The sequence below is a fragment of the Flavobacterium galactosidilyticum genome (assembly GCF_020911945.1).
Lineage (GTDB): Bacteria > Bacteroidota > Bacteroidia > Flavobacteriales > Flavobacteriaceae > Flavobacterium > Flavobacterium galactosidilyticum.
Window position 1 is genome coordinate 2,313,122 of sequence record NZ_CP087135.1, and the last position, 19,468, is coordinate 2,332,589.

Annotated in this window: 17 protein-coding genes; all 17 read left to right on the forward strand. The window is 35.7% G+C overall.

The window, feature by feature from the left end:
* Window positions 1–2 precede the first annotated feature (2 nt).
* On the forward strand, window positions 3–1,280 hold the full coding sequence (gene mobB / locus LNP27_RS10055) for a conjugal transfer protein MobB (protein ID WP_229941490.1): 1,278 nt from the start codon (window positions 3–5) through the stop codon (window positions 1,278–1,280).
* 128 nt (window positions 1,281–1,408) lie between these two features.
* The gene (locus LNP27_RS10060; protein ID WP_229941491.1) at window positions 1,409–1,783 is read left to right on the forward strand and encodes an ArsR/SmtB family transcription factor; all 375 of its coding nucleotides are present in this window, start codon (window positions 1,409–1,411) and stop codon (window positions 1,781–1,783) included.
* Window positions 1,780–2,373, forward strand: coding sequence for a mercuric transport protein MerTP (merTP, locus tag LNP27_RS10065; RefSeq protein ID WP_229941492.1), 594 nt, complete (start codon window positions 1,780–1,782; stop codon window positions 2,371–2,373). Before LNP27_RS10060 ends, merTP begins: the two co-directional genes overlap by 4 nt.
* Before the next feature lie 6 nt (window positions 2,374–2,379).
* On the forward strand, window positions 2,380–2,586 hold the full coding sequence (locus tag LNP27_RS10070) for a GDCCVxC domain-containing (seleno)protein (RefSeq protein WP_078764772.1): 207 nt from the start codon (window positions 2,380–2,382) through the stop codon (window positions 2,584–2,586).
* Between the two features lie 196 nt (window positions 2,587–2,782).
* Entirely contained in the window at window positions 2,783–4,780 is a 1,998-nt protein-coding gene (gene mobC / locus LNP27_RS10075) for a conjugal transfer protein MobC (protein ID WP_229941493.1), read from the forward strand.
* A 127-nt stretch (window positions 4,781–4,907) separates the two neighbouring features.
* Window positions 4,908–5,426, forward strand: coding sequence for a helix-turn-helix domain-containing protein (locus LNP27_RS10080; protein ID WP_428979000.1), 519 nt, complete (start codon window positions 4,908–4,910; stop codon window positions 5,424–5,426).
* Between the two features lie 86 nt (window positions 5,427–5,512).
* Window positions 5,513–8,053 (forward strand): heavy metal translocating P-type ATPase, encoded by a 2,541-nt coding sequence (locus tag LNP27_RS10085; protein WP_162073199.1) that lies wholly within the window; start codon window positions 5,513–5,515, stop codon window positions 8,051–8,053.
* 21 nt (window positions 8,054–8,074) lie between these two features.
* Window positions 8,075–8,302, forward strand: coding sequence for a heavy-metal-associated domain-containing protein (locus LNP27_RS10090; RefSeq protein WP_162073198.1), 228 nt, complete (start codon window positions 8,075–8,077; stop codon window positions 8,300–8,302).
* Between the two features lie 261 nt (window positions 8,303–8,563).
* Entirely contained in the window at window positions 8,564–8,893 is a 330-nt protein-coding gene (locus LNP27_RS10095; protein WP_229941494.1) for a hypothetical protein, read from the forward strand.
* Window positions 8,894–8,988: 95 nt separating this feature from the next.
* Complete coding sequence (locus tag LNP27_RS10100) at window positions 8,989–9,867, forward strand: DUF3347 domain-containing protein (RefSeq protein ID WP_162073196.1); 879 nt, start codon at window positions 8,989–8,991, stop codon at window positions 9,865–9,867.
* Window positions 9,868–9,879: 12 nt separating this feature from the next.
* Window positions 9,880–10,401 (forward strand): DUF305 domain-containing protein, encoded by a 522-nt coding sequence (locus LNP27_RS10105; protein WP_162073195.1) that lies wholly within the window; start codon window positions 9,880–9,882, stop codon window positions 10,399–10,401.
* Window positions 10,402–10,440: 39 nt separating this feature from the next.
* Window positions 10,441–11,100, forward strand: coding sequence for a DUF3347 domain-containing protein (locus LNP27_RS10110; RefSeq protein WP_229941495.1), 660 nt, complete (start codon window positions 10,441–10,443; stop codon window positions 11,098–11,100).
* Between the two features lies 1 nt (window position 11,101).
* Window positions 11,102–11,551 (forward strand): heme-binding domain-containing protein, encoded by a 450-nt coding sequence (locus tag LNP27_RS10115; protein WP_092908329.1) that lies wholly within the window; start codon window positions 11,102–11,104, stop codon window positions 11,549–11,551.
* A 23-nt stretch (window positions 11,552–11,574) separates the two neighbouring features.
* Window positions 11,575–13,845 carry a multicopper oxidase family protein gene (locus tag LNP27_RS10120; RefSeq protein ID WP_229941496.1) on the forward strand — a complete coding sequence of 757 codons (2,271 nt, stop codon included), beginning with the start codon at window positions 11,575–11,577 and terminating at the stop codon, window positions 13,843–13,845.
* A gap of 222 nt (window positions 13,846–14,067) precedes the next feature.
* The gene (locus tag LNP27_RS10125; protein WP_092908330.1) at window positions 14,068–14,475 is read left to right on the forward strand and encodes a Fur family transcriptional regulator; all 408 of its coding nucleotides are present in this window, start codon (window positions 14,068–14,070) and stop codon (window positions 14,473–14,475) included.
* A gap of 59 nt (window positions 14,476–14,534) precedes the next feature.
* Window positions 14,535–14,861 carry a DUF6660 family protein gene (locus LNP27_RS10130; protein ID WP_229941497.1) on the forward strand — a complete coding sequence of 109 codons (327 nt, stop codon included), beginning with the start codon at window positions 14,535–14,537 and terminating at the stop codon, window positions 14,859–14,861.
* Window positions 14,862–15,095: 234 nt separating this feature from the next.
* The gene (locus tag LNP27_RS10135) at window positions 15,096–19,463 is read left to right on the forward strand and encodes a CusA/CzcA family heavy metal efflux RND transporter (RefSeq protein WP_229941498.1); all 4,368 of its coding nucleotides are present in this window, start codon (window positions 15,096–15,098) and stop codon (window positions 19,461–19,463) included.
* Window positions 19,464–19,468 lie beyond the last annotated feature (5 nt).

Sequence of the window (19,468 nt, forward strand, 5' to 3'; positions counted from 1 at the left end):
AAATGATAGCAAAAATTGGAAGAAGCAGTAATTTATATGGTGCTTTGGCGTACAATAATCTTAAAGTGGAAAAGGAAAACGGACAAATTCTGTTTGCTAATAAGATAATTGAAACACCAAGCGGACATTATTCTGTAGCACAATTAAGCCAATCTTTTACACCTTATCTTATTGCAAATCGAAATACCGAAAAACATACGTTGCATATTTCGCTCAATCCAGACCCGAAAGATAATGTTAGTGATGAAAAATTTAGGGAGTTGGCAGAGCAGTATATGCGTGAAATGGGTTATGGCGAACAGCCTTTTGTCGTGTTCAAGCATACTGATATCGACAGAACGCACATACATATTGTTTCGGTTTGTGTGAATGAAGAAGGCAAAAAGATTTCAGATAAATTTGAGAAAATGCGGTCTATGAATGTGTGCCGAGAACTCGAAAGGCAACACGGATTGGTATCTGCAACAGATAAGGAACACAAGCAGAACGATAAGATTTTTAGCCCTGTGAATTACCAGAAAGGTGATGTAAAAAGTCAGATAGCTTCGGTAGTTCGCCATTTACCGAACTATTACCAATACCAGACATTGGGCGAATACAACGCATTGCTTTCGTTATTCAATATTACTACTGAAAAAGTTGAGGACGAATTGCAGGGAAAATCTCAGCAGGGTTTATTGTATATTCCGTTAAATGAAAAAGGAGAAAGGGCCGGACATCCATTCAAGGCTTCGCTTTTCGGAAAGAGCGCAGGGCTTCCGACTTTGGAATTGCATTTTGCGAAATGCAAAGAGGCTTTGAAAGACCACCCGACAAAGCCAACTATCAAAGCTGCCATTACCATTGCCCTGAAAACCACGAGCGATGAACAGGCATTTAAAAAGCAGTTAACGGAACAGGGCATTAACGTAGTAGTGCGCCGGAATGATACAGGGCGTATTTATGGTATCACATTTATTGACCACAATTCCAAAGCGGTTTGGAACGGTTCCCGTTTAGGAACAGAACTTTCTGCCAATACCTTTAATGATTATTGGAACAATAATATCAAACCCGACATTAAAGAACCAGTTGAACTACAATCGAAAATATCAAGACCGAACGATGCAAATCTTCCTGCGGAAAAACCTCATCATTTATTCGATTTCATGAATACTGAAAAACACGAAGACGGCTTGATTGAAGCATTTGGCGGATTGTTACCCGAAGCACAGGGCGAAGATTATGAGGAACTGGATTTTGCCGATAAAATGAAGAAGAAGAAAAAAAGAAGACTGTAATAGGTCAGATTTTGGAATTAAAAATCTGTTTTTAAAAAGATTTATTGAGCTGTCACTTTATAATTCTGAAAGAATTTGAGTTGTATTTAAGCAATTGCTTAAATACACAAATTGACTATCTTTGTGCTATGGACAATAATTCTTGCATACGACAACAAGCAGACATTAAACAAATAAACCGCTGTAAAGACCGAGTTTCAGAACTCAACGGTTCTTTTGACTATTTATCGAACGGACTTGAATTAGCGGGAAACAATGTAAGATTGAAAATACTCTTTCTACTTTATGAAGAAAAACGACTTTGTGTTTGTGATATAAGCGACATTCTTGGTATGACAATTTCAGCGGTTTCACAACACTTGCGGAAACTCAAAGACAGAAAACTTATTGAAACCGAACGAGAAGCTCAAACTATTTTTCACTCCCTGACTAAAGAGTATGAAAAAATGCTGAAACCATTTTTCAAAATACTTGGCGAAAACAAAATATTAGAAACAATATGAAAACTGACAAAAAAATAATTGGTGCAGGACTTTTGACTGCAATTGCAGCTTCTCTTTGTTGCATCACACCAGTATTAGCTCTTATTGCAGGAACAAGCGGTCTTGCTTCCACTTTTTCTTGGCTTGAACCTTTTCGACCGTATTTTATCGGGTTGACAATTTTGGTTCTTGGTTTTGCTTGGTATCAAAAGTTGAAACTCAAAAAGCAAATAGATTGCAATTGTGAGACAGAAGAAAAACCAAAATTCATTCAGTCAAAAATGTTTTTAGGAATTGTAACAGCATTTGCAATCGTAATGCTTGCCTTTCCATACTACTCAAGCATTTTCTACCCAAAGACAGAAAAGCAAATTATAGTGGTGGACAAATCCAATATTCAAAAAGTAGAATTTACGATTAGCGGAATGACTTGTGCAAGTTGTGGCGAACACGTAAATCACGAAGTAAATAAATTGACAGGAATAATAAGTTCAAACGCCTCATACGAAAAAGAAAACGCAATCGTAGAATTTGACAACTCAAAAACTAACATTTTTGAAATTGAAAAAGCAATAAACTCGACAGGATATTCTGTAACCGACAAAAAATAAAATGAAATGGAAATCAAATTGCAATCAACAATAACCTGCCCCAACTGCGAACACAAGAAAGAAGAAACAATGCCGACAGATGCTTGCCAATATTTCTACGAATGTGAAAAATGCAAACAAGTTCTTAAACCAAAACAAGGCGACTGTTGTGTTTATTGTAGTTACGGAAGTGTTCCTTGTCCACCTATTCAGCAAGACAAAAAATGTTGCTAACGGACAGAAAACAAAAGAGCAATTAAAAGTATTTTTTATTTGGATGCTTCATAAATGTTACCATACAAAAGGATCATAGAAGCTACAACTCTTATCACTCCGCCAAACACTGCCACGCACCGCCATTGACTGCCACATCCTTATAGCTACTATATAGAGCCTTTAAATTCACGCCCGAACATTAAAAATTAAAATAATGCAGGGAGAAGATGATTTACGAGGACTTGCCAAGATTATGGCTTTTATGCGGGCAGTCAGCATTCTTTTGGTACTTATGCACCTTTATTGGTTTTGTTATGGTTTCTTTATAGAACGTGGCTGGACACTGGAACTCATCAACAAAATATTAGGCAATTTTCAACGGACCGCTGGATTGTTTTCGCATACCTTAAATACCAAAGTATTTGCTTTGGTATTGCTGGCTTTGAGTTGTTTGGGAACCAAAGGTGTTAAAAATGAAAAAATAACTTGGACTAAAATTTATGTGGCTTGGGGAATTGGCTTTGTCCTGTTTTTTCTGAACACACCTTTACTAAAGTTATCATTAAACACAGCTACATTCCTTTATGTCCTTACCACAGGTTTAGGCTACATCGCTTTGATGGTAGCTGGCGTTTGGATGAGCCGTTTACTTCGCACCAACCTGATGGACGATGTTTTCAATAATGAAAACGAAAGCTTTCAGCAGGAAACCAAATTGATGGAAAATGAATATTCGGTCAATCTTCCTACAAAATTTTATTACAAAAACAAATGGAATAACGGCTGGATAAACATCGTCAATCCTTTTCGGGCAACCATTGTTTTAGGAACGCCAGGTTCCGGAAAATCGTATGCTATCGTAAACAACTATATCAAGCAACAGATTGAGAAAGGGTTCTCAATGTACATCTACGATTTCAAGTTTGACGACCTTTCTACTATTGCTTATAACCATCTTTTGAAACACGGCGATAAGTACAAAGTTCAACCCAAACTCTACATCATCAATTTTGACGATCCACGTAAGAGCCACCGTTGCAATCCTCTCAATCCCAACTTTATGACGGACATTTCCGATGCTTACGAAGCCGCATATACCATAATGCTGAACCTCAATCGTAGCTGGATACAGAAGCAAGGCGATTTCTTTGTGGAAAGCCCGATTATATTATTGGCTGCTATTATTTGGTATCTGAAAATCTATGAGGACGGTAAGTACTGTACATTCCCACACGCCATTGAATTGCTGAATAAAAAGTATTCGGACGTATTTACTATTTTAACTTCATATCCTGATTTGGAAAATTATCTTTCGCCGTTTATGGATGCGTGGCAAAGTGGCGCACAAGACCAATTACAGGGACAGATTGCATCAGCAAAAATTCCTTTATCAAGAATGATTTCGCCACAATTGTATTGGGTAATGACTGGCGATGATTTTTCTTTGGATATTAATAATCCCAAAGAACCCAAGATTTTGTGTGTTGGTAATAATCCCGACCGTCAAAATATTTATTCGGCAGCTTTGGGATTGTATAATTCAAGGATTGTCAAACTCATTAATAAAAAAGGGCAATTAAAGAGTTCTGTTATTATTGATGAGTTGCCCACTATTTATTTTCGGGGATTAGATAATCTTATTGCAACTGCCCGAAGTAATAAAGTGGCAGTTTGTTTAGGCTTTCAGGATTTTTCGCAATTGATAAGGGATTATGGCGATAAAGAAGCAAAGGTTATCCAAAACACTGTGGGCAATATATTTTCGGGTCAGGTAGTTGGCGAAACGGCAAAGAGCCTTTCGGAAAGGTTCGGAAAAGTTTTGCAGAAACGTCAAAGTTTATCAATCAATAGAAATGATACCTCAACTTCAATATCGACACAATTAGATAGTTTAATTCCGGCTTCCAAAATCTCAACATTAACCCAAGGTATGTTTGTAGGTGCTGTTTCGGACAACTTTGACGAACGCATCGAGCAAAAGATTTTCCACGCTGAAATTGTCGTGGACAATGAAAAAGTTGCCGCAGAAACTAAAGTATATCAGAGGATACCAGAAATTCTATCCTTTGTTGATGAACAGGGAGAAGATAAAATGAAGCAGGAAATAGAAACGAATTATAAACAAATCAAACAAGATATTGTTCAAGTCATTAAAACGGAATTGGAGCGCATTAAGAATGATCCTGATTTACAGCATTTGATGCAGGAATAAAAAACAATATTCAACATAATATTTATGCTTTAATTTAAATCGTAAATTTGGCTATTCTGCTTAATATGAATAGGTAATAAATATGACGACACTCTTTATTAAAAACATGGTTTGCAACCGCTGTATTATGGTAGTACAAAATGAATTGGATAAATTCGATTTAGAGGTAAAAAATATAAGGTTGGGAGAAGCCATATTGGATAAAGAGCCTACTACTGAGGAAAAAGATAAATTGGAAAAGGCTCTAATTTTGTTAGGTTTTGAGGTAATAGATGATAGAAAAAGCCTCATCATTGAAAAGATAAAGAATATAATTATTGACCTTGTCCATCATCAGGACAACGACACCAAAAAAAATCTGTCAGATATATTAAGCTGCAAACTGCATCATGATTATAATTATCTGTCCAACCTGTTTTCTGAGATAGAAGGTACTACGATTGAAAAGTATTTTATTGCCCAAAAAATAGAGAAGGTAAAAGAATTATTGGTATATGATGAACTGTCTTTGAGTGAAATTGCTTTCCGTTTAAATTACTCAAGTGTAGCCTATTTAAGCAACCAATTCAAAAAGGTAACAGGACTTACCCCAAGTCATTTCAAGCAAATACGGGAAGATAAAAGGAAGTCTTTGGATAAGGTCTAAGTAAATCTTACAAATCATTCCCAAAATTCCACAACGAAAAAATGGAAACAATATGGAACTTTGTATCACAATAAAACTCATACAAAATGGTACACAAATATCAAGTAACAGGTATGACCTGTGGAGGTTGCGAAGCAAAGGTGAAATCGGCTTTATTAAAGGTTGAAAATGTGACAAATGTTGAAGTTTCAAAAGATGAAAACTCAGCTACCCTGACAATGGATAAACACATTCCAACTACACAATTGCAAAAAGCATTAACCGCTGTTGGAAAATATACCATAGAAATGAGCAATAACAAAAGCCCACAACATACCACGACAAATGAACCAGTGGCAAAATCCTGCTGCTCCGCTCATTCTCACGATGATAAAAAAATAATCGAAGTGACTAGCAATATAAAAGGCAAATACTATTGCCCAATGCATTGTGAAGGCGATAAAACCTATGATAAAGCTGGCGATTGCCCTGTTTGTGGAATGCATTTGGTAAAAGAAGCAGAATTGAATGTAAAGAAAACGATGTACACCTGCCCAATGCATCCCGAAGTTATTCAAGATAGTCCGGGTTCATGTCCTATATGCGGAATGGATTTAGTACCCATGGAACCAAGCGATTCCGAAGAAAAAAAAACCTATCTGGATTTGCTTAAAAAAATGAAAATTGCAACCCTCTTTACGGTGCCAATTTTCATTATTGCCATGATGGAAATGGTGCATAACAATCCGTTATTTCAAATAATGGACAGCAACATGTGGAACTGGGTGCAATTTCTGTTTTCAATTCCTGTTATTTTCTATGCTGGTTGGATGTTTTTTGTACGAGCTTGGAAATCCATAATCACTTGGAATCTAAATATGTTTACCCTTATCGGAATAGGAACTGGAGTTGCATTTTTGTTTAGTATTGTAGGAATGCTGTTTCCGAATATCTTTCCCGAAGAATTTAAAACCGAACACGGAACCATTCATCTTTATTTTGAAGCAGCAACAGTAATCATTACACTGGTCTTGTTGGGACAATTGTTAGAAGCAAGAGCACATAGCCAAACCAGTGGAGCTATAAAAGCGTTATTACAATTAGCGCCAACAGAAGCTACTTTGATTGGTGAAGGAGGCGATAAAGTGATTTCCATTCATGATATTAAGAAAGGTGATTTATTACGCGTAAAACCAGGAGATAAAATTCCAGTTGACGGAAAAATAACCGATGGTGAAAGCAGTATTGATGAAGCAATGATTACAGGAGAACCAATTCCCGTTGACAAAAAGAAAGACGATAATGTAATTTCGGGAACAATCAACGGGAACAAATCATTTATAATGATGGCCGAAAAAGTAGGTTCTGAAACATTACTTTCTCAAATTGTACAAATGGTTAACGATGCTTCTCGTTCAAGAGCACCCATTCAAAAATTAGCCGATAGTATTTCTAAATATTTTGTACCCATTGTAGTAATCATTTCAGTAATTACCTTTTTTGTTTGGGCACTATCTGGTCCAGAACCAGCGAAGGTTTATGGATTTATAAATGCCATTGCAGTTTTAATCATAGCTTGTCCTTGTGCTTTAGGTTTAGCCACGCCGATGTCTGTGATGGTGGGTGTGGGCAAAGGAGCACAATCTGGAGTATTAATTAAAAATGCCGAAGCCTTAGAAAATATGAATAAGGTAGATGTTTTAATAACAGATAAAACAGGAACGCTAACAGAGGGAAAACCTTCGGTAGAAAAAATTTACGCATCAACTAATAACGAGGATGATTTATTGCAAAATATAGCTTCCTTAAACCAATACAGTGAACATCCATTGGCACAAGCAGTAGTCAATTATGCCAAAACAAAATCTATTTCATTAATTGAAGTCAAAGATTTTGAAAATGTTACAGGAAAAGGAGTTACAGGAACGGTTACCAATAGAAAAGTAGCATTAGGCAATAAAAAACTAATGGAACAGGTTAAGGCAACTATTTCTGACGATTTAGAAAACAAAATTATTGCAGAACAAAAACTTGGTAAAACGGTTTCTTACATTGCTGTTGATGGTGTTACAGTTGGCTTTGTTTCAATTGCCGATGCGATAAAAACTTCGAGTGCAGCAGCGATAAAAGAACTAATGCTCCAAGGTGTAGAAGTAATTATACTTACTGGCGACAATGTTAATACAGCCAAAGCAGTAGCGGATGAATTAGGTTTGTCTTCCTATAAAGCAGGATGCTTACCCGAAGATAAACTCAACGAAATTAAACGTTTACAAGCAGAAGGGAAAATTGTAGCTATGGCTGGTGATGGTATAAATGATGCTCCAGCATTAGCACAAGCCAATATCGGAATAGCTATGGGAACTGGAACCGACGTAGCCATAGAAAGTGCCAAAATAACTTTAGTAAAAGGCGATTTATTAGGTATAGTTAAAGCAAAAAATTTGAGCCATGCTGTTATGAAAAACATCAAGCAAAACTTATTCTTTGCCTTTTTCTACAATGTGCTTGGTGTTCCAATTGCAGCAGGTATTTTATATCCGTTTTTCGGAATTTTATTATCACCAATGATTGCAGCTTTAGCAATGTCTTTAAGTTCTGTATCGGTAATCGTAAATGCATTGCGATTACGCAGTTTTAAACTTTAAGTGAATTATTCAATAAACAAAATGGAAAAGAATAATCAAGACTTACGATTCAAAACAAATATTAACTGTGGTGGATGTGTAGCATCTGTAAAACCTTATTTGGATAATGCCGATGGTATATGCCATTGGGAAGTAGATACAACTAAAGACAAGGTGCTTACCGTAAAATCACAAGGAATTACACAAGAACAGGTAATTGAAACTGTACAGAAAGCAGGTTTTAAGATAGAACCATTAAGCAAAGATTAATTTCCTTATCCTACTAATACCTGCTTAGTTATTTAGCTTATAACAAACACTTTAGGGAATTAACTAGATATTTATTTTAATAAGCATAAAAAGGACTATGCAGACTAGTGATTTAGACATTTTATCTATAATTCTGTGTTTGCAGTTCACGAATGTGCAAAATATAGCAATTAAAAGAAATAATTTCATAATTTTGTAATGTTGAAAAATTTGAGTAAACATATCAGCTTTGTCATCTTATTGTGTTTGGGCTTTTTCCTAATGCCAAGCATAAGCTATGCTTGTGCCAAAAAAACAGCCAATACAGAACAAAAAAGTTGCTCAAAAGACCAATCTGCAAAAGCAGAACATAAAAGCAGTTGCAAGGACAAGTCCTGTAAAAAATGTAAAGATGGTCACGACTGCGACGGCAATTGTAAGCACAGTTCTTGCGGATGTAGCACTTCTTCATCTTCGGTAAGTTTACAAATCCCCATCGATTTAAAAATAACACACCCTTTTGGCGAAACTAAAAAGCAAAAATTCGGTTTCAAACAAGCCTATTATTCTTCAGGTTACTCTTCCATTTGGCAACCGCCTAAAATAAGCTAAAACGATGGCTTGTTAGCCATACGTGTGCCTTGTCGAAAGCTAAATCCAGTTTTCGCAAATTCTTCGTATATCTTATTAAATTAAAAAAAATCAAAATGAAATCAATTTCAAAAATATTGATGGTAATCACTGTATTACTATCAGCCGTAAACAGTTTTGCACAAATCAAAAATGCAAAAACAGAAACCGTAAAAATATATGGCAACTGCGAAATGTGCAAAACTACCATTGAAAAAGCAGGAAATGTAAAAAATGTTGCCACAGTAGAATGGAATAAAGATACCAAAATGGCTATTCTCAACTATGATGATAAAAAAACAAGCCAGGATGAAATTCTGAAACGTATTGCTTTAGTAGGGTACGACAGTGAAAAATTTTTAGCACCTGATGATGTTTATGCTAAACTATCCGGATGCTGCCAATACAATAGAGAATTAAAACCAGTTGCAAAAACTAAAGATGCCGGTATGGATATGAAAAACGAACACAGCAACCACGGCGAAATGGCTCAAACAAATACCGCTGCAACCCAAAATGCACCACAACTGAAAGCCGTTTTCGATAATTATTTTTCTGTGAAAGATGCTTTGGTGAAAACCGATGCAGGTACTTCATCTGCAAAAGCTTCTGAACTGGTAAAAGCAATTAAAGCAGTAGAAATGACGAAACTTTCTAATGAAGAACATACCGTTTGGATGAAAGTAATGAAGGATTTAACTGCTAATGCAGAAAAAATTGCTGTAGCAAAAGATGTTACCAAACAAAGAGAAATTTTCGCTTTACTGGCTAATAATATGTACGAATTAGCCAAAGTTTCAAAACAAGAAACACCTGTTTATTATCAGCATTGCCCAATGTACAATAATGGTAAAGGAGCAAATTGGCTAAGCAAAGAAGAAGCAATTAAAAACCCGTATTACGGCTCCAAAATGCTTACTTGCGGAAGCGTACAGGAAACTATTAATAACAAATAAAACGCTATTGTTATGGAAAGTATGGAAAACCAACACGAAATGCAACATAACCATAAGAATGAAAAGCATAATACTAATCACTCTTTAGCAATGTACAAACGCTTTGCTGTAATGGCTGTTGCTATGTTCATAGCTATGTACTTCATTATGTATGCTATGATTGACGGCTTACAGAACCTTATCCTGAACATCAATAATTTGTATATGACATTGCTGATGGTTTCTGCAATGTTGATTATAGAACTATTGATAATGAAAGGAATGTATGAAAACAAAAAAATCAACTGGGCAATCATAACGGTTTCCTTTGCGATTGGCATCTTTTCTTGGTTTGGTATTCGGGAGCAATTATTTGTGGGCGATAAGGAGTTTGTAAAAGGTATGATACCACATCACGCAGCAGCAGTATTGATGTCTGAAAAAGCTAAGCTTACCGACCCCGAATTGATACAGTTACAAAAAAACATACTGGAAACACAGGCACAAGAAATCGAATTTATGAAGCGTAAGCTAAATGAATTTGAAAACAAATAAATAAGATAAATTTCTTCAATAATATCAAAAATAAATAAAATGAAAAATATAATTTTCTCAATCATTACATTAGTAACAGTTGCAGTGGCAACAATTTCCTGCAATCAATCTTCAAATAAAAATAGCGACCAGCAAGCTAATGATAGCACAACAATTGCTGCAATTCCGGAGTTACAATCACCTACACACAATGATACGGTAGCAACTGTTACTTCAACGGATACGTCTTCTCAAGAGGCAGAAAAATCCGATGTGAAGCAAGCTCAAAAGTTTACTATCGCACCTATAATTAAGGATTATTTGACTTTAAAAAATGCACTTGTCTCAGATAACGACCAAGCAGCTGCTAATGCAGGGAAGCAATTATTTACAACTTTAAACAATGTAAATATGAAATCCATTCCTGCCAACAAACATAAAGAATATATGGAGATAGCTGAAAATGCTAAGGAAAATGCAGAACACATTGGTGATAATGCAGGCAAAATAGACCATCAAAGAGAACATTTAGCATCATTAAGCAAAGATGTTTCCGATCTTATAGTATTATTTGGAACTACACAAAAATTATATCAAGACCATTGTCCAATGTATAACGATGGTAAAGGTGCGGTTTGGATTAGCGAAGCTAAAGCTATCAAAAACCCTTACTATGGCGGTAAAATGCTTACCTGTGGCTCTGTAAAAAAAGAGTTCTAAAATGAAGAAAGTATTAAAGATAATATTGACAATAGTGCTGTTTATTTTTATTGGAATACAATTTTATCAGCCTGCCCTTAATGTAGATAATGGGCAGGTTTACACAACCGATTTTACCCAAGCCTATAAAATGCCTGTTCAAGTAAAAGCGATGTTTCAAACCTCTTGCTACGATTGTCATAGCAACAATACCAACTACGTTTGGTACGACTATGTACAGCCTGCAAGAACATTGGTAGAAAATCACATCAAAAACGCAAAAGAGGATTTGAATTTCAACGAATGGGGTATATATTCAAATAGGAAGCAGGAAAGATTATTAAACTCAATTAAAGAACAAATCGAGACTAAACAAATGCCCTTATCATCATATACAATAATGCATAAAAAGGCAAAACTGAATGATGAGCAAATCAAAGTATTAACCAATTGGTTAAAAGAGCAGGAATAAGTTTCATTAATAAAAATATTAAAATGAATATACCCAGAAATATCACTATCAGATTGCTACAGGCAGTTTTCATACTGTTGTGTTCGCAATCTCTTTTTGCACAAAAGGTAGTCCGTTATGACCTTTATGTAAAAGACACACTTGTAAACTATGCAGGCAAAGAAAAAAGAGCCATTGCTGTAAATGGTCAAATACCAATGCCTACCCTAACATTTACGAAGGGAGATACTGCCGAAATTGTAGTACACAACCAATTAAAAGAAAGTACATCATTGCATTGGCACGGTGTGTTCTTGCCCAATAAGGAAGATGGAGTGCCCTGGCTTACACAAAAACCGATTGAGGCAGGTACAACATATACCTATCGTTTTCCTATTATCCAACACGGAACGCACTGGTATCACTCCCATTCTGGTTTGCAGGAGCAAATTGGGATGTATGGAAGTTTTATAATGAAGAAAAAGGATGATGATAAATCTTTTAGAAAAGGAATTGATGATTTACCTACCATTCCTATTATTTTAAGTGAATGGACAAACCTTAATCCCGATAACATCAACCGTATGTTGCATAATGCCAATGATTGGGCAGCGATTAAAAAAAATGCGACACAATCTTATGCAGAAGCTATCAAAGAAGGTCATTTCAAAACAAAAATTAAGAACGAATGGAAGCGTATGTTGGCAATGGATGTAAGCGATGTTTATTATGACAAAATTTTAATCAACGGAAATCATTCTACTGATTTAAAAACGGTTGATGGCAAAACGTTAAAAGCAGGCGATAAAGTACGGTTACGAGTATCAAACGGTGGTGCTTCTTCTTATTTTTGGTTGAGGTATGCAGGCGGAAAAATCACCGTAGTAGCCAATGATGGTAATGATGTAGAGCCTGTAGAAGTTGATAGATTAATTATTGCAGTTTCTGAAACTTATGATGTGGTGGTAACCATTCCTGAAGATGGTGTTGCCTATGAATTTTTAGCAACTACCGAAGACAGAACACAGTCAGCAAGCTATTTTGTAGGTAATGGCATCAAACAGCTCATTTCACCACTTCCAAAATTGAAATATTTTGAAGGGATGAAAATGATGAATGATATGATGAAGATGAACGGCGATTTGGACGATATGGGAATGAAAATGAGCTTGAACCAAATGGATATGAATGTGGTAATGTATCCCGAAATCACAGGAGATAGTAAGCAGAAAGAAGACCACAGCCAACACAATATGAATATGGAAAATGATCCCAACCGTTACAATGCAAATGCTTTGGGAGAAATCAAAACGCTGAATTATGCAATGCTACAATCTCCTTCCAATACCTCACTTCCTAAAGATGCGCCAGTAAAAGAATTGAAATTTACTCTTACCGGAAATATGAACCGTTATGTGTGGAGTATGGATAATAAAATACTTTCAGAAGTTGATAAAATACCTGTAAAAAAAGGAGAAATTCTACGAATTACCATTCATAATAACTCAATGATGCGCCACCCAATGCATTTGCATGGTTTTGATTTCAGGGTAATCAACGGCAAAGGCGAAAAATCACCGCTTAAAAATGTGTTGGATATAATGCCAATGGAAACTGATACTATTGAGTTTTTAGCTAATGAAGAAGGAGATTGGTTTTTTCACTGTCATATCTTATATCATATGATGGGCGGGATGAATAGAGTTTTTGCAGTTGATGATTACCAAAATCCATATTTGCCCAACAAAAAACAAGCCTATAATAAATTGCAGAGAGAAAGCAATATGCCTCACTTTATGGCACAGAACGATTTTGCAACCAATGGAAATGATGGAGAAGCGATGGTTCAGAATGCAAGATGGAGTTTAGGTACAGAATGGCGTTTAGGATATAATGATATGCACGGTTACGAGGTGGAAACCCATTTAGGAAGATATATAGGAAAAACGCAATGGTTTATGCCGTTTATTGGTTTTGACTGGCGTTACAGAAAAATGGGTATGGATGAACACGAAACCAATTTATTCGGACAGAAAAATGAAAAAGATACACGTAGAGCTATTAGCTTAGGTTTTATGTACACTTTGCCAATGTTAGTAAACTTTCAGGCAGAAGTATATCATGATGGAATTGTTCGTTTGTCATTAATGCGTGAAGATATTCCTATTTCTAAAAGATTAAGAGCAGGTTTTATGGTTAATACTGATATGGAATATATGGCAGACCTAAAGTACATCATCAACAAAAACATTGGCATCCGTACACATTACGATAGCGATATGGGTTTTGGAGTGGGGCTCGCACTGAATTATTAGTAAACAGTGTATATAATACGAATTAAGGGTTAAAACCATCAATTAATTTGCGGTTTATTACAAAAAATTAAATATTGCAAAACCATAACTATTAAGACCCAACCCTTAATTCGTATTAATAAGAAATTATATTGTAGATTAAATAGCAAAACCGTTAGTTTGAACACCCATTTTAACATAGCCTCTCGATTTTGGAGTAAATGGCAATAGAAATTGATCATTATGAAAAATGAAGAAAATATTTTACAACAAAGAAATATTAAACCCACAGCAATGCGTTTGTTGGTAATAGAAAAATTGTTAAAACAGCAATATGCCATCAGTCATAAGGAATTAGCAGAACAGTTTGAAAATGCAGACAATGTTACACTATTCAGAACGCTGAAAACTTTTTTAGAGCACAAACTTATCCATACTATTGACGACGGAACAGGAGTTGTAAAATATGCACTTTGTCAATCGGGTTGCAATTGCAAACCTTCAGAACAGCATACGCATTTTCATTGCTCCCAGTGCCAGCGAACTTTTTGTCTTACCGATACTGAAATTCCAAACATCAATATTCCACTAAATTTTAAATTAGAAGGCATCAATTTGGTACTCAAAGGACGGTGTGACAGATGCAACTAAAATACTATGAAACTTTGCAATCCGATTGCAAAGTTTATTTTTCTATATTTGCACTATAAATGAGATGGATAATCACAATATTGACTTTTTACCTGATGGTACTTTTTTCATTGCCTTGTAGCGATGGAAGTAATCAGTGTGAAGATACCATTCCTAAAATTGAAACCGTTCAATCTCACGACCACAACAAAGATAGCGATGACAATTGCGGTCCTTTTTGTTATTGCGATTGTTGTAGTATAAGTATTACTACTTACCATTTCAAACCTTTTGAAATCAAGCAACCTAAACCCACTCTTGTTGTTAAAAAAATTACACTTCGTGATTTTACTTTAATTTCCTTCTACTCAGGAAGTATTTGGCATCCTCCCAAATTTACTGTTTAATTTTTTCAGATTTTCTTAATGCTATTGATGGTTTGTTGCAAGCCTCAGTAATTGTATGCCTTTTATTGGCTTTATGGTACTGTTAGCGTGTTCGTGTTATGTATTTTCTATGAATGTTTGTTTATAGAAATAATTACAGGCATTATCCACTTCATCCAATAGTTATTTGATTATCTGTTGGCTTCTTATGACAAGAGGCAATAATTTATTTATCAAAAATTAAAACAGATATACGTGTTAGATAACATTATAAAATTTAGTATTCAGAACAAGCTTGTCATTGGTATAATGACCTTGTTACTCATCATTTGGGGAGTGTGGAGTGCCACAAAACTACCCATTGATGCCGTACCCGATATTACTAATAATCAGGTGCAAATAATTACGGTTTGCCCTACGTTGGCAGGGCAAGAAGTAGAACAATTAGTAACCTTCCCTATTGAACAAAGCATTGCCAATATTCCAGATATAGAAGAAACAAGGAGTATTTCAAGATTTGGCTTATCGGTAATTACAGTAGTATTTAAAGATAAAGTAGACATTTATTTTGCCCGTCAGCTTATCAATGAAAAACTAAAAGAAGCAGAGGAAAATATACCTAAAGGTATTGGCAAGCCAGAACTTGCACCAGTAAGTACCGGATTGGGAGAAGTCTATCAATACATCATCCATCCGAAAAAAGGCAGTGAAAAAAAATACAATGCAAAAGACCTACGCACAATGCAGGATTGGATTGTAGCAAGACAATTATATGGAACTCCCGGAATTGCCGAAGTAAATAGTTTTGGTGGCGAACTGAAACAATATGAAGTAGCAGTAAATCCCAATCGCTTAAAAGCTATGGGGGTAAGTGTTACCGACATTTTTACCGCATTAGAAAAAAACAATCAAAATACTGGTGGTGCATATATCGACAAAAAACCAAACGCTTATTTCATCCGAGGTATCGGTTTGGTAACTTCATTGGATGATGTAAAAAATATCAGTGTAAAAAATGATGGCGGCAGTATTCCCATTTTTATAAAAGACGTAGCAGATGTACGTTTCGGAAGTGCTGTAAGATACGGAGCAATGACCTACAACGGCGAAGTAGATGCAGTTGGCGGTGTGGTAATGATGTTGAAAGGCGAGAACAGCAATGAGGTGGTAAATCGCATCAAAGAAAAATTACCTATTATTCAAAAATCCTTACCCGAAGATGTAATTATTGAACCCTATTTAGACCGTACAGATTTGGTTGACAGAGCTATGAGTACCGTTGAAAAGAACCTGATAGAAGGCGCACTGATTGTCATTTTTGTATTGGTGCTTTTCTTAGGAAATTTTAGGGCAGGATTGATTGTAGCATCCGCTATTCCTTTGGCGATGTTGTTTGCATTGGCTTTAATGAATGTGTTTGGCGTAAGTGCCAATTTAATGAGTTTGGGAGCAATAGATTTTGGATTAATTGTAGATGGTGCGGTAATTATTGTAGAAGCTACATTGCATCATTTAGGTTTAAGGAAATCTACACAAAGGCTCACACAGCAAGAAATGGATAATGAAGTATTTACCTCAGCTTCCAAAATTCGTAATAGTGCAGCCTTTGGTGAAATCATTATCCTTATAGTTTATATTCCTATTCTTACATTGGTAGGTGTAGAAGGTAAAATGTTCCGTCCTATGGCACAAACAGTAGGTTTTGCAATATTCGGAGCATTGATATTATCTTTAACATATATCCCGATGATGTGCGCTTTGTTCTTATCTAAAAAGCCGATGCTCAAAGAAACCATTTCGGATAAAATGATGAATTGGTTGCAAAAAATGTATCAACCATTATTAGAAAAAGCCATCAAAATAAAATATTGGCTAGTAGGAATTACCGTTGGTATATTTGTTTTTAGTCTTTTCTTATTTAGCAGAATGGGTGGCGAATTTATACCACAATTACAGGAAGGAGATTTTGCCTTCCATTGTATTTTACCACAAGGCAGTTCATTGAGCCAGAGTATAGAAACCTCTATGCAAGCTTCAAGAATTATTAAAGAATTTGATGAAGTAAAAATGGTAGTAGGTAAAACTGGAGCGGCAGAAGTGCCAACGGATCCAATGCCACCCGAAGCTACTGATATGATGATATTGCTAAAGCCTCAAAGCGAATGGAAAAGTGGCAGAAGTTATGATGAATTGGGAGATGCTATCAATGAAAAATTAGAAGCAATACCTGGTGTGTTCTTTGAAAAAAATCAGCCAATACAAATGCGTTTTAATGAGTTGATGACAGGTATTAGGCAAGATGTAGCAGTAAAAATATTTGGAGAAAATTTAGATACGCTTGCCTTGAATGCTGATAAGGTTAGTAAAATTATACAAACAGTAGAAGGTGCTACATCTCCACAAGTAGAACGTGTGAGTGGTTTACCGCAAATAAATATAGAATACGACCGTACACGTTTAGCCAATTATGGGATAACGGTAGAAGATGTAAACAATGTAGTAAGCACTGCATTTGCAGGAAAAAGTGCTGGTGTAGTATATGAAAACGAAAGAAGATTTGAACTGGTAGTTCGGTTGGATAGTGTTTACCGTAACAGTATCGAAGATGTAAACAATTTGATGATACCAACTTCAACTGGTAATCAAATTCCGCTTTCGCAAGTAGCAACTATTGATTACAAATTAGGACCGGCACAGATAAGCCGTGAAGCAGGAAAACGTAGAATTGTAATCGGGTTCAACGTTGCAGGCAGGGATGTACAAAGTGTGGTAGAAGAAATTCAGCAAAAATTAAATACACAGGTAAAATTACCACCGGGCTACTATTTCACGTATGGCGGTCAATTTGAAAACTTGCAGGAAGCCAGTAACCGATTAATGATAGCCGTTCCGGTTTCTTTGTTATTGATTTTTGTATTGCTCTATTTCACGTTCCGTTCCTTTAAACAGGCAGGCTTAATATTTACAGCTATCCCAATGAGTGCGATCGGTGGTATATTGGCTTTATTACTTCGTGGTATGCCGTTCAGCATCAGTGCAGGAATTGGATTTATTGCTTTGTTTGGTGTAGCAGTTCTCAACGGAATTGTATTGATAGGTACTTTCAACCAATTGGAAAAAGAAGGCGTAAAAGACGTATTTAAACGAGTAATAGAAGGAACTAAAATCCGATTGCGACCAGTATTGATGACGGCAACAGTTGCCAGTTTAGGATTTTTACCAATGGCATTGAGTAGTAGTGCAGGTGCTGAAGTTCAAAAACCTTTAGCAACGGTGGTTATCGGTGGTTTAATTACCGCAACTTTCCTTACCCTATTTGTACTGCCATTACTCTATATCATTTTCAATTCAAAAATTAAATTAAAAAGAAAGCCACAAGTGAAACCCATTGTAACCATCATTGTATTGCTTTTATCAACGGTAGGCTTTACAGCAAATGCACAGACAAAAAGTTTAACTAACGTTGACGATGCGATAAATATTGCACTTCAAAATAATCAAACCTTAAAAGCTTCAGATTTAGAAATTGATGCCAGCAAAGCTTTGAAAAAAACTGCTGGAGAATTACCAAAACTTGGTTTTAATGCACAATTAGGGCAATATAGCAGTACCAAATTCGACCAGTCTTTTCAGGTGTCACAAACCATTCCGTTTCCATCATTATTCGGAGCAAAAAAACAATTGATTAATGCTGAAATAAAAGGCAAAGAATTGCAGAAAAACCTTTCGGTATTGGAGCTGAAAAATCAGGTGCGTACTTATTATTATCAAATTTTGTATTTGCAACACAATCAAAAACAATTGCAACAATTGGATAGTTTGTACAATGATTTTATCAAAATTGCACAACTTCGATACAAAACTGGCGACACCAAAAAAGTGGACATCAGCACAGCGGAAGCCAAGAAAGGCGAAATCAATTTATTGCTGAAACAAAACGGAGTATTCCTAAGCAATGCAGTTGCCAATCTAAAAACATTGATGAACACAAAAGACGATTTTGCCATTGCAGAAAACGGCAATTTTCAGCCTTTGCAAATTTCTAATTTGTTGGGTGATGAAGCTGTAGCCAATCATCCTGCCATTCAATCTTTGTATCAAGATGCCGTTATTGCAGAGCAAACAAAAAAGGTAGAACGTTCGCAAGGCTTACCCGATTTTACCATTGGTTATGTCAATCAGTCTTTAATTGGTTTTCAAAATGTAAACGGAGCAGAGAAATTTTTTAATGGTGGAAACCGATTTAGTTCTGTAAACATTGGTATTGCTATTCCCATCACTTATGGTGCTACCAAAGCCAGAATAAAATCTTTAGATTACAGAAAACAAGCAGCCGAAGCCAATGCACAGCAACAGCAAAAAACATTGGCTACGCAAATGCAAAATGCCTTGCAACAATATCAGCAAGACATACAGCAATTCAATTATTTTGAGAAAGAAGCATTGCCAAATGCCAAGGAAATTGTATCAGCAGCACAATTGGGTTACAGAACAGGCGAAATCAGTTATGTAGAATATCTTTTTGCGCTGCAAACTGCCACCGATATTCAGTTGAATTACTTGAAAAGTATTCAGCAGGTAAACCAATCCGTAATCAATATTTATTCATTCATTAATCAATAAGCAAA